Source organism: Sphingomonas sp. DG1-23, assembly GCF_030730875.1.
GTDB lineage: Bacteria > Pseudomonadota > Alphaproteobacteria > Sphingomonadales > Sphingomonadaceae > Sphingomonas.
The window spans coordinates 392,999-405,227 of the sequence record NZ_JAVAMA010000003.1; the positions used below are offsets into that span (position 1 = coordinate 392,999).

At 64.0% G+C, this 12,229-nt stretch carries 11 protein-coding genes and 1 tRNA gene; 11 read left to right on the plus strand and 1 reads right to left on the minus strand.

The features are described 5' to 3' along the window. Positions 1 to 39: 39 nt before the first annotated feature. Positions 40 to 507 (plus strand): Lrp/AsnC family transcriptional regulator, encoded by a 468-nt coding sequence (locus tag Q9Q95_RS07425; protein WP_306095497.1) that lies wholly within the window; start codon positions 40 to 42, stop codon positions 505 to 507. Positions 508 to 559: 52 nt separating this feature from the next. Here Q9Q95_RS07425 and Q9Q95_RS07430 read toward each other — a convergent pair whose 3' ends face one another. Continuing rightward, a complete protein-coding gene (locus tag Q9Q95_RS07430; protein WP_306095499.1) occupies positions 560 to 1,810 on the minus strand; it encodes a hypothetical protein in 1,251 nt (416 codons plus the stop codon). Between the two features lie 255 nt (positions 1,811 to 2,065). Between Q9Q95_RS07430 and gyrA the strand changes: the two genes are divergently transcribed. The 10 genes from gyrA to Q9Q95_RS07480 all read left to right on the plus strand — a co-directional run bounded on the left by gyrA (position 2,066) and on the right by Q9Q95_RS07480 (position 12,190). Beyond that, entirely contained in the window at positions 2,066 to 4,810 is a 2,745-nt protein-coding gene (gyrA, locus tag Q9Q95_RS07435; RefSeq protein WP_306095501.1) for a DNA gyrase subunit A, read from the plus strand. 168 nt (positions 4,811 to 4,978) lie between these two features. Further along, positions 4,979 to 5,326, plus strand: a complete 348-nt coding sequence (locus tag Q9Q95_RS07440) for a DUF952 domain-containing protein (protein ID WP_306095504.1) — start codon at positions 4,979 to 4,981, stop codon at positions 5,324 to 5,326. A 49-nt stretch (positions 5,327 to 5,375) separates the two neighbouring features. Continuing rightward, positions 5,376 to 5,792 carry a hypothetical protein gene (locus Q9Q95_RS07445; RefSeq protein WP_306095505.1) on the plus strand — a complete coding sequence of 139 codons (417 nt, stop codon included), beginning with the start codon at positions 5,376 to 5,378 and terminating at the stop codon, positions 5,790 to 5,792. A gap of 57 nt (positions 5,793 to 5,849) precedes the next feature. After that, a complete protein-coding gene (locus Q9Q95_RS07450) occupies positions 5,850 to 7,172 on the plus strand; it encodes a PepSY domain-containing protein (protein WP_306095507.1) in 1,323 nt (440 codons plus the stop codon). A gap of 42 nt (positions 7,173 to 7,214) precedes the next feature. After that, positions 7,215 to 7,289, plus strand: a tRNA-Glu gene (locus tag Q9Q95_RS07455). 555 nt (positions 7,290 to 7,844) lie between these two features. Beyond that, the gene (gene rfbA / locus Q9Q95_RS07460; protein ID WP_306095509.1) at positions 7,845 to 8,723 is read left to right on the plus strand and encodes a glucose-1-phosphate thymidylyltransferase RfbA; all 879 of its coding nucleotides are present in this window, start codon (positions 7,845 to 7,847) and stop codon (positions 8,721 to 8,723) included. Continuing rightward, positions 8,720 to 9,265 carry a dTDP-4-dehydrorhamnose 3,5-epimerase gene (rfbC, locus tag Q9Q95_RS07465; protein WP_306095511.1) on the plus strand — a complete coding sequence of 182 codons (546 nt, stop codon included), beginning with the start codon at positions 8,720 to 8,722 and terminating at the stop codon, positions 9,263 to 9,265. Before rfbA ends, rfbC begins: the two co-directional genes overlap by 4 nt. Continuing rightward, positions 9,262 to 10,131, plus strand: coding sequence for a dTDP-4-dehydrorhamnose reductase (gene rfbD / locus Q9Q95_RS07470; protein ID WP_306095513.1), 870 nt, complete (start codon positions 9,262 to 9,264; stop codon positions 10,129 to 10,131). The genes rfbC and rfbD overlap by 4 nt, the downstream gene beginning before the upstream one ends. A 273-nt stretch (positions 10,132 to 10,404) precedes the next feature. Further along, entirely contained in the window at positions 10,405 to 11,295 is an 891-nt protein-coding gene (locus Q9Q95_RS07475; protein ID WP_306095514.1) for a TauD/TfdA family dioxygenase, read from the plus strand. Positions 11,296 to 11,362: 67 nt separating this feature from the next. Beyond that, positions 11,363 to 12,190: a polysaccharide deacetylase family protein gene (locus Q9Q95_RS07480; RefSeq protein WP_306095515.1), complete on the plus strand. Its 828-nt coding sequence runs from the start codon at positions 11,363 to 11,365 to the stop codon at positions 12,188 to 12,190. The last annotated feature ends 39 nt before the right edge of the window (positions 12,191 to 12,229 follow it).

The window sequence follows — 12,229 nt, forward strand, 5'->3', positions numbered from 1 at the left end:
CCAAACATGCAACGAATCCACAATGAAAGAGACGAGCTCATGCGATTCGACGAGATCGACGTGCGCATCCTTGGGCTGCTGCAAGATAATGGCCGGATGACCAATGTCGAGCTGGCCGAACGGGTCGGGCTCACTGCCCCGCCCTGCCTGCGCCGCGTCCGCGCGCTCGAACAGCAGGGCGCGATCAGCGGCTATCACGCCGCGCTCGATCCGGCCGCGCTGGGCTACAACCTCACCGTCTTCGCGATGGTCAGCCTCAAGAGCCAGGCCGAGAGCGACCTGCGCGCATTCGAGCAATTGGTGGCGGGCATTCCCGAAGTCCGCGAATGTCACATGCTCAACGGCGAAATCGACTTCATCCTCAAGATCGTCGCGCCGGACCTGCAGAGCTTTCAGCAGATTCTGACCACCCAGCTGACGACCGCGCCCAATGTCGAGCATGTCAAGACATCGCTGACCATCCGCACCTCGAAGGCGCTGCCCGGCGTGCCCGTCCCCGAGATGTGAAAAGGGGCGGCACGCCGGCCGCCCCTCCTCGATTCTTCAGTCGCTTTCCGGCTCAGGCGAGCGGCGGGAAATCCACCGAAGCCAGCCAGAGCTGTGCGGTGCTCGCATAGGCGCCCTTGACCGTCCCGAACGCTGTCTTGGCCTCGTCCTTGCGCCCGAGCGCGCGGAGCGCGACGCCGCGGTTGAGGTTGACCTCGTCGGCGTCGACGCCGGCCTTTTGCAGCGACAGATCGTAGAGTTCGAGCGCGCGCGCATAATTGCCCGAAGCGAGGAAGGCGTCGGCAGTCTGCTGCGCGGTCCGGCCGTCCTTGGCAGTTGCCGACTGCTTTGCGAGCGCGTCGAGCGAGCCTTCGGACTTCACCGCCGCCTGCGACGCAGTGTAGGTGCGTCCGGCATCGGCGTCGCCCGCCGGGATCTTGCCCGACTTACGGCCCTCGTCGATCACTGCGACGGCTTCCCAGGGCAGGCCGGATTGCTGCGCGGCGAAGGCGTAATCGGCATAGTCGCCGCGATCGGCCAGCGCGTTGGTGGCGCGCATCAGACGATAGAGGTTGAGCCTGTCGGTCTTGCCGCCACCCGCCGGCGCGCCCTGGCGGAAGACCTGGATCGACCAGCGCCAATTCTGCACCGTGGGATATTCCGCGATGAAGCGCTTGAGCCAGTCGGCGGTCGCAGCGGTATCGCCGCTCGCCTTAACGCGCGGGATCACGAATTTGTACCAGTCGACCGGCGGCTTGCGGCCCGCCGCCTTGCTGGCCTCGATCGCGTTGTTCACTTCGGCGATCGATTCGGCGTTCTTGCCGGTCGCCGCATAGGCATTGGCGAGGAGCACCGGCAGGTCCGGCTGGTTGGTGCCGAGCTGGCGCGCCTTGAGCAGCGCCGGAATGGCTTCGGCGGGCTTCTTCTGTTTGATCAGCTCGCCGCCGAGCATGTAATTGTAGATGCCGCCATAGACATTGACCCGGTCGGCCGGAGTCTTGGGGTTGCTCGCCAGCAGGCCGAGCGCCTTCATCTGGCCCGCCTCGTTCTTGCGCTCGAGCTCGAGCTGGAGACGGAGATAGGTGGAGTAATATTTCTCGTCGTCATTCTTGGCGACGGCCTCGGCGGCGGTGATCTGGGTATCGGCGGTGGCGAGGTCCTTCGCCTTGAGCGCGACATCGGCCGCGGCGGCCGGCTTGCGGAACTCGTCGCTGACCTTCAGCTCGGGTGCCGCATTCTGCTTGTCCGCCTTTTGCGCAAGCGCGGGTGCGGTGGCGCCCAGCGTCAGCACCGCAGCCAGCGCGAGCTTCGAAACGAACGTCATGTACAACTCTCCTCGTGGGAACGGCATTCGGTCGGCGGCCCCTCTAAATGTCCAGCGCGCCCCGTTCAAGCGGACGCGTTTGACTTCGCGATGACAAGCGCGCCCTGAACGACGATTGAACGCCTATAGTCGTTCCGCGGCGACGCCCCCTCTGCTCCCTCGCGCGTACGCGTACGCGCGAGCGCGCGGGGTTGGCAGGTGGTATCGGGCGCGCTAGAGCCATCGTAACGTAACAAACTCCGAAAGCGTGATCCTTTGACCGACGAGACCATCCTCGCCGACCCTTCCGATATTACCCCGATCTCGATCGTCGACGAGATGAAGACCTCGTACCTCGATTACGCGATGAGCGTGATCGTGGCGCGCGCCCTGCCCGATGTCCGCGACGGCCTGAAGCCCGTCCATCGCCGCATCCTCTACGCCGCGCAGGAAGGCGGCTATGTCGCCGGCCGCGCCTATCGCAAATCGGCCCGCCTCGTCGGCGACGTGATGGGCAAATACCATCCGCATGGCGACAGCTCGATCTATGACGCGATGGCGCGCATGGCCCAGGATTGGGCGATGCGGGTGCCGCTGATCGACGGCCAGGGCAATTTCGGTTCGATGGACCCCGATCCGCCCGCGGCGATGCGTTACACCGAGGCGCGGCTCGCCAGGGTCGCCTCGGCCTTGCTCGACGATATCGACAAGGACACGGTCGACTTCCAGGACAATTATGACGGCTCGGAGAGCGAGCCGACGGTCCTCCCCGCGCGTTATCCCAATCTGCTGGTCAACGGCGCCGGCGGCATCGCGGTCGGCATGGCGACCAACATCCCGCCGCACAATCTCGGCGAAGTGATCGACGCCTGCCTCGCCTATATCGCCAACGGCGCGATTTCGGTCGAGGAATTGATGGAGATCGTCCCCGGCCCCGATTTCCCGACCGGCGCGATCATTCTCGGCCGCAGCGGCTGCCGCTCGGCCTACCAGACCGGCCGCGGCTCGATCATGGTGCGCAGCCGCCACACCACCGAGCAGCGTGGCGAGCGCCGCTCGATCGTGCTCACCGAAATTCCGTACCAGCAGGGCAAGAATGCGCTGGTCGAGAAGATCGCCGAGGCCGCCAAGGAAAAGCGGATCGAGGGCGTCAGCGACATCCGCGACGAATCGAGCCGCGAAGGCGTCCGCATCGTCATCGACCTCAAGCGCGACGCGACTCCCGAGGTCGTGCTCAACCAGCTGTGGCGCAACACCCCGGCGCAGTCGTCCTTCCCGGCCAACATCCTCGCGATCCGCGGCGGGCGCCCCGAGCTGCTCAACCTGCGCGACATCATCGAGGCGTTCGTCAAGTTCCGCGAAGAGGTCATCACCCGGCGCTCGAAGTTCGAGCTCGCCAAGGCACGCGACCGTGCGCACATCTTGCTCGGTCTCGTCATCGCGGTGACCAACCTCGACGAGGTGGTGAAGATCATCCGCAGCTCGCCCAGCCCCGCCGTGGCGCGCGACCGGCTGCTCACCCGCGAATGGCCGATCGCCGAGATCGCGCCCTATATCCGCCTCGTCGAGGCGGTCGACACCGAAGTCACCGGCGACAGCTATCGCCTGAGCGAAGTGCAGGTCCGCGCGATCCTCGATCTGCGCCTCCATCGCCTCACGGCGCTGGGCCGCGACGAGATCGGCGACGAGCTCGCCAAGCTCGCCGAATCGATCGCCGAACTGCTCGAGATCCTCGGCAACCGCGCCAGGCTCTACCAAGTCATCGTCGAAGAGCTGACCGCGGTCCGCGATCAGTACGCGACGCCGCGCCGCACCGAGATCGCCGCCGCCGCCGACGGGATCGAGGACGAGGACCTGATCGAGCGCGAGGACATGGTCGTCACCGTGACCATGGAAGGCTATATCAAGCGCACCCCGCTCGACACCTTCCGCGCGCAGAACAAGGGCGGCAAGGGCCGCGCCGGCATGGCGACCAAGGACGAGGATGCGGTCACGCATCTGTTCGTCACCTCGACCCATACGCCGGTGCTGTTCTTCTCGAACCACGGCAAGGTCTATCGGATGAAGGTCTGGCGCCTGCCCGAGGGCGGGCCGGCCACCCGCGGACGCCCGATGATCAATCTGCTGCCGCTGGCCAGCGGCGAGACGATCTCGACCGTGCTGCCGCTTCCCGAGGACGAGAATGAATGGGGGGCGCTCCACGTCATGTTCGCCACCGCCAAGGGTTCGGTGCGTCGCAACTCGATGGACGCGTTCGCCAATATCCGTACCAACGGCAAGATCGCGATGAAGTTCGAGGAAGGGTCGGCGGATCGCCTGATCGGCGTCTCGCTGCTCACCGAGGACAATGACGTCCTGCTCGCGACGAAGCAGGGCAAGGCGATCCGTTTCGCCGCGACCGACGTGCGCGAGTTTCAGAGCCGCGATTCGACCGGCGTGCGCGGCGCGCGGCTGGCCGATGGCGACGAGGTCATCTCGCTGTCGGTGCTGCGTGGCTTCGACGCGACGCCGCAGGAGCGCGAGGACTATCTCAAGGCCGCGCCATGGAAGGAAGGCGATCGCGAGATCGCCCTCACCCCCGAGCGCATGGCCGAGTTCGAGGCGGCGGAGGAGTTCGTCCTCACCGTCACCGCCAACGGCTATGGCAAGCGCACCTCGGCGTACGAATATCGCCGCACCAATCGCGGCGGCCAGGGCATCACCAACATCGTCAGCTCGGACCGCAACGGGCCGGTCGTGGCGAGCTTCCCGGCGCACAATGGCGAGCAATTGATGCTGGTCACCGATCAGGCCAAATTGATCCGCACCACGGTCGGTTCGGTGCGCGTCACCGGGCGCAACACCCAGGGCGTGATCCTCTTCCGCGTCGCCGACAACGAGCATGTCGTCTCGGCCGCACGGATCGAGGAGAGCGAGGACGAGGCCGAAGTCAATCTGGCGGATGGCGCAGTCGCGGGCGAACCGACCCCGGACGCCACGACCAGCGAGGATCTCGCGGCGGGTCCGGAGGACGGGCAGTAACGCCGCCGTACAGAACTGTTCCCCGGCGCAGGCCGGGGCCCAGTTGCGGCGCGGTTCAGTGGCGGGGTTGCGCGCCCCGTTGAACGTCGAGAGTGGGCCCGGCCTGCGCCGGGGAACAATGTTGGCTGTCGCGATGTAGTCGTTTCAACAGCCGGCGAAGGAGAGACCATGCCCGAATCCACCGCCTACAAGGTCCTCACCGCCGACCAGATGTCCGCGCTCGAAACCGACGGCAGTTTCGCCGGCGCGCCGGTGGATCTGCAGGATGGCTATATCCACCTCTCCACTGCGGCGCAGCTGCAGGAAACGCTCGACAAGCATTTTGCCGGACAGGACGGTCTCTGGCTGGCAGCGGTCGATCTCGACGCGCTTGCCGAGGCCGTAAAATGGGAACCCTCGCGCGGCGGCCAACTGTTCCCGCATATCTATGGACCGCTGCCGCTCGATGCCGTCATCGCTTATAGCGAACTCCATTACGAATCCGATGGCAGCTTGCGTCTGCCGGTTGCCGGCTAAAGCGAATTGTTCGCTTGTCTCCGCGAGCAGCTGCGATAATGCGCGAGAGGTGACGGAAGCAGCGACTATCCGGCGAAACCCTTGGCCGCACCTCGCGCTGCTGCTGGTCGGTTGCGCGCTGCTGCTGCGGATCGCAGTCCCGGCGGGCTGGATGCCGCAGGCGAACGCCACTGGCGTCACGCTTTCGTGGTGCGCCGATAGTGGCGCCAGCGGCCCCGCTGCCCTCCGCGAAGCCAGGATGCTGCTCGCCAAGGCGATCGGCAAGCAAGCGCCCGCCGGGCACGAGGATCCGGACCCGCCCTGCGCCTTCGCAATGGCCGCGTCGCCGCTCGTCTTCGCGGCGCCGCTCGCGCTGCCGCTTCCGCAGCGGCGCCCCGAGCCTGTCCGCCATATCCGCGAAACCACGCCCGGCCGCGGCCTTGCCGCCCCGCCCGCGCGCGCGACGGGGCCCCCTTTTCTCGGCTGACGCTGCCGGCGCGCACTGCGCACGCCCCCCGCTCATACCCTGTCGAGGAATCCATCGATGCCGAGCACGCGCTGGTACAACGCCGTATGGCGCTGGCATTTCTATGCCGGACTGTTCTGCATGCCGTTCGTCCTGTGGCTTGCCGCCACGGGGACGATCTATCTATGGAAGCCCCAGATCGAGGCATGGCTGGAACGGTCGTACGACACACTCGTCCCGGCCGGCCCCCGCACCAGCGCCGACGCGCAGGTGAAAGCCGCACTGGCCGCACTGCCCGGCGCCACGCTGCATAAATACCAGCTCCCGCAGAGGCCCGGCGAAGCCGCGCGGATCATCGTCGGCCGGCACGGTGTCGAGACGCGCGTCTATGTCGATCCGTATCGGCTCCGCGTGCTCGGCACCGAAGCCGAAAGCGAGCGTCCGCTGCGCGTCGTCTCGGACCTGCACGGCACGTTTCGCGCGGGCAATCCGGGCAGCTATCTGGTCGAGATCGCGGCCTGCTGGACGATGACGATGTTGCTCACCGGTCTCTATCTCTGGTGGCCTCGCCGCGCGCGCGGGCTCGGCGGCCTGCTCTATCCGCGCCTGCACAGCGGCAAGCGCCTGTTCTGGCGCGATCTGCATGCCGTCGCCGGGATTTGGGTAGCCATATTCGCACTGTTTCTGATCTCGACGGGCCTGCCCTGGGCCAAGTTCTGGGGCAGCTACTTCAAGGAAGTCCGCACGATCACCGGCACGCTCGACGGGCCGCAGGACTGGCCGACGGGCGCGCGAAGCCCGATGTTAGGCGACCATGCCGAGCATGGCGGCATGGGCATGTTGCACGTCCCCGCGCCCGGCGCCGAGCTCGATCGCATCGTTGCCGCCGTCTATCCGCTCGGGATCGCGCCGCCGGTGCTGATCGCGCCGCCCGTGGCCGGAAGCGGCGCGTGGACCGTCAGTTCGGATGCCGCCAATCGCCCGCTGCGCACCCAGATCACCGTCGACGGCGCATCGGGAGCGATCCGCACGCGCCGTGACTTCGCCGATCGCCACTGGCTGGATCGCGCGGTCGGTTATGGCATCGCGGCGCACGAGGGCGCGTTGTTCGGCCTCGCCAACCAGTTGCTCGGCACGCTGACCGCATTTCTCCTCGCCACGCTGACGGTGTCCGGCGCAGTGATGTGGTGGCGCAGGCGGCCGCAAGGACTGCTCGGCGCGCCGCTTCCGTTGTCGCGCCCTCGCTACGGACCGCTATTGATCGGCGCGGTGCTGCTGCTCGCGCTGGCGATGCCGCTGTTCGGCGCGCCCCTGGTATCGGTCGCCCTCGCCGACCGGCTATTGCTTCCGCGCTGGCCGGCTGCGCGCCGCTGGCTCGGCCGAACGCCGATACGTGCTTGACGGGTCGGCTAGCGCGCCCTAAGTGCCCGCCTTCCGCAGCACGGCCCCTTCGTCTAGCGGTTAGGACGTCGCCCTCTCACGGCGAAAACACGAGTTCGATTCTCGTAGGGGTCACCAGCGTTTTCAAGCATTTAACTGCCGGATAGCTGCGCGATTGCGCAACTCCCCGCAGATTTGCCGCAAAACCGTGGCTGGAAGTCGGCGGATTTTACGGATTGTTCTCAGACCCGCAGCTTTCGCCTTCCCGGTCGGCGGAGCGCTGGCGAATATCCGGTTCGCACTCCAACTGCAGATTTTCAGGAACGCACCGGCCTGCCCGAAGCTGACATCGGCGATCGATCTCCAGGTTGAATATTCGCGGTGGTTGGCCGCGATCCCCTTGACGTCAACGCCCTCAAGCCAGCCGGATAGTGGATAATCGCATCACGCTGAGGTGCCGCTGATCGCGCACGCTAATAACGAGCGGCTCGGCACTGCCGACATCGAAATCCGAGTGCGGCAGTCCCGCCCCTGAACGGCCTCTGAGGCCGGCGCCAACTACTATGCAGTGAACAAGAATCTCGATATGCGTGCACCTCAGATGGAACCACTTTCTGGAAATCCGCCGCGCTTCATTTAAATCGCCTCACTATTGGCCAAGCAAGCTGTCTCATGGATATTCGGGCTTCTGACATGCGTCGCGGAATCATTCTGGCAGGTGGGTCGGGCAGCAGGCTGCATCCCCTCACGCTGACTGTCAGCAAGCACCTCATGGCGGTGTATGACAAGCCGATGATCTATTACCCGCTCTCGACCTTGATGCTGGCCGGGATCAGAGAAGTGCTCATCATCACGACCCCCGATAGTCAGGGCGCTTTCAGGAATCTGTTGGGCGATGGTGGCGACCTGGGATTGTCGATCGAATATGCGGTGCAGCCGAAACCCGAAGGTCTCGCGCAAGCCTATATTATCGGAGCCGACTTCGTGGGAGATCGCCCCTCCGCGCTGATCCTTGGAGACAATATCTTTTATGGGCAAGGTTTGTCGGGCCTGCTCTCTGCAGCGTCCGGCCGGACCGCAGGAGCGACGGTTTTCGGATATTATGTCGCCGATCCGTCCGCTTATGGCGTGGTGTCATTCGATGACAAAGATCGGGCTGCGACAATCGAGGAAAAGCCGCAAAAGCCTCGATCCAACTATGCCGTCACCGGGCTGTATTTCTATGACAATTCGGCTGTCGCTCGCGCCCGAACGCTTCGCCCGTCGGCACGCGGCGAGCTGGAAATCAGCGATCTCAATCGCAGCTATCTGGACGACCGGCAACTTCATGTTGAACTTATGGGGCGGGGCTATGCCTGGCTGGATACAGGGACCCATGGCTCGCTGTCCGACGCCGGCAACTTCGTGCGCATCATAGAGGAACGCCAGGGATTGAAGATTTGCTGCCCGGAAGAAATTGCCTGGCGATGCGGATTTATCGACGATGCCCAGCTGAAGGCGCTGGCGCAGGCGCTGAGCGGTAGCGGATATGGCCGTTATCTGTTCGACCAGCTGGCCATAGGGCGCCCGTGAAGTTGCTCGCGACGGACCTCGCGAACCTGTTCGTCATCGAACCCGAGGTATATGGCGACGATCGCGGTTTCTTCATGGAGAGCTGGTCGTCGCGCACGTTCGCCGAGCTCGGTCTCGATGTGACATTCGCACAGGACAATCACAGTCGGTCGGCGTCGGGCGTATTGCGGGGGATCCATTACCAGATCCGCAACCCCCAAGGTAAGCTGGTGCGCGTCACGGCAGGGCGCGTCTTCGACGTCGCGGTGGATTTGCGCCGCTCTTCGCCGACCTTCGGCAAATGGTTCGGAACCGAGCTGTCGGGCAAGAACAAGCGAATGCTGTGGGTGCCTCCGGGGTTCGGCCATGCATTCCTGTCTCTCGCGGACGACACGGATTTCCTTTACAAATGCAGCGGTCTCTACTCGCCCGATGACGAGCGTTGCATTGCCTGGAACGATCCCGATCTTGGCATCGAATGGCCAGCTGAAGTGCCGGCTCCGACGGTGTCTGCGCGCGACCGCAAGGGCGTCTTCCTGCGCAACGCCGAGGTATATCCGTGAAGGTCCTGGTGACGGGGGCAAATGGCCAGGTCGGTTTGGCGATCGCGCGAACAGCGCCTGCTGAAGCCGAAGTGATCGCATTGAGCAGAAATGAGCTAGACATCTGCAATCCCTCCGCGATGACCGCGATCATCGCGGCGATCAATCCGGACGTCGTCATCAACGCGGCGGGTTATACTCAAGTCGATAAGGCTGAATCCGAAGAAAGGACCGCGTTCCGGACGAACGGAGATGCAGTGGGCGATCTCGCCCGGCTCTGCGAGATGGCAGGGGCGAAACTGGTCCATTTTTCGACCGATTTCGTATTCGATGGCGCCAAGGGCTCGCCTTATGCAATTGACGATTCGCCCGCACCGCTATCGATTTACGGGCGTAGCAAGCTGGCCGGCGAACAGGCGGCCCTGTCCATGCGCGACGCCCTCGTGATACGCACCGCGTGGGTCTATTCCGAAAGCGGCGACAATTTCGTGAAAACAATGCTGGGGAAGTTCCAGCAGAGCCGCCCTGTCAAGGTCGTAAGCGATCAGGTCGGGAGCCCGACGAGCGCGCATTCGCTGGCCAAGGCCGTCTGGGGTCTGATTGCCCAGAGAGCGACCGGCCTGCATCATTTCACCGATGCCGGTGTTTGCTCGTGGTACGATTTTGCAGTCGCCATATCCGAAGAGGCATTGGCCGTCGGCATCATAGGCGATCCGCCGGTGATTATTCCCATCAGATCGGAAGATTATCCGGCGGCGGCAAGCCGGCCCAGCTTTAGCGTTCTCGACAAATGGCCAAGCTGGGGTCTTCTTGGCGGACCGGCGCAGCATTGGCGTACGGAGCTGAAGCAGGTGTTGGCGAGCCTGAAAGGCGATCGGAATGACTAGCATTCTGATTACGGAGGTGCCGGTTCATCGGGGCAAATTTCGCCCGATACTGGCACCCCCGTTATCCCGGCGATCCGCTGATCGTCATGGACGCACTAACCTGTGCCGGCAATCGCGCCAGCCACGCCGGGATTGCGCGCATAGACTCAAAATGCCACAATTCACCTGATTAATATGCGACTCAAAATTAGTACGATTATGGTAGAAATCCTGCATCTTTGGAACGAAAGCTAAATATTTTCGCAGTTTCCGCGCGTATTCGGAGGGACGCATATGTCAATTGAAGTAAATTCGATTGGTAATTACGCGTTCGGTGCTCGCGTCAGTGGAATCCACATCGCATGCTTGCAAATCGAGACCCGGCGCGATCAGTTGCGACGCCTCCTGGCGGAAAAGGGGTTGCTCATTTTCCAGAACATCGCGGCCGATCATCGCTTGCAGATCGCGCTGAGCGAAGTGTTTGGCACCCTTAAAGCCTATCCGCCGGCGGAATGCGGGGAGATCGATGGGCTCAAGGTCCCCGGCGTCGGGGAAATGACAAGCGCGCCCGGAGCAACGACGGTTGTCGAGATCGACGGCAAACAACTGGCCGGCTGGATGCCGTGGCACTATGATCAATGCTATAGCGAACGCCCGAATGCCGCCAGAGCGCTGCGTTGCGGGCGACGGGTGCGATCGGGCGGCATGACCGGGTTCGTCGATGGCCGAGACCTGTATCGTCATTTCGATCCATCGCTTCGCGACGAGGTTGCCCGCTACGACGTCACTTATGGCCACAATCTCTCCGTCGCGGACCTGCGCTTTGGCATTCCGGCCGGTTTCCGCGTTGTGCGCACCCCGCAGAAGCGATCGGCGATTCCTCCGTCGACCGAACTCTCCGCCAGCCATCCCTCGATCCGCGCCTGCGCGTCGGGCGAACCGATCCTGCATGTCTCGCCCTGGATGGCGACCGGCATCGCCGGACGAGCCGATGATGAGGGCAACGCGTTGCTCGACGCCGTTGCGGGGGAAATTGCGCGACTGGCAGGTTCGTTGGCCTATTTCCACCAATGGGAGCTGTCCGATATCGTGATATGGGACAATTTACGGATGCTTCATTCGTCAAGCGGCCACGACCCGTCGGAAACCAGAATCATGTATCGAAGCACGATCCACACCGAATGAGCGGTGCCCCGGAACTGCCTTGAACGCCCGCCCCGCCCTCCGAACAGCGTCAGACGATTGGTATGCAATGACCCGCCAGACCTACATTCTGCACGGCAGTTCCCCCAACTGGACAAGGGATCTGCAATCGATGCGGCATTATGTGCCCGAGCAGGCACTGCGCAGCTACCTCGCCCAGCGCGAGGACCGGTTCGTCGAACCCGACGCGTGCGCGGAAGGCGATGTGTTGACCGTCGACGATTCGACCCGCGCGGGTTTCGAGACCTGTCTGATCGCGCGCGAGCTGGGCCACGAAATCACCCTCTTCGTAAATCCTTCGCAGATCATTTCCGGTAATGATTACTGGTTCAGCCGCTTCGATGCCCTGGTCGATGGACGCACGGTCAATTCGTGCATGTTCCAGGGCGTGGCCTATGATCTCGATTCAAGAGAACAGTTGCGCAAGTTCCGCTTCGCGGTCCGGCCGCTGCTATTGACCGCGCGCGAGACAGCGGCACACCGCTTGCTCGACGAAGTCGAACGCCTGCTTGGCGCGGAAGACGCCAAGATCGGCGAACACGCCCGGACCATGACTCGCAGCCAGTTCGATGAATTGTGCCGGGCCGGCGTTCGGATCGGAAACCATGGCTGGGACCATCAGTGCATCAGCGCGCTCGATCCACAGCAACAGCGCGAGCAGCTGATTGCCGCCGGCGATTGGTTGAGAGCCGCATCCGGACAGCCGGTTGTTGATTATGCCGTACCCTTCGGGCTCGAACGTCTGCACGCCGAGGCCCGGCCCGCCTGCACGGGAACCGTGTATCTGGTCGATCCGGGCCTGCCGCCCGAAGCAGCAGGCGAGGGCAATCTCTTTCGCAGCAATCTGACGCCGATGTTGCAGGAGAGCGCGGCCTGAATCGCCTGGCGCGTCATTTTCGTCTCGCATATCGGCCCG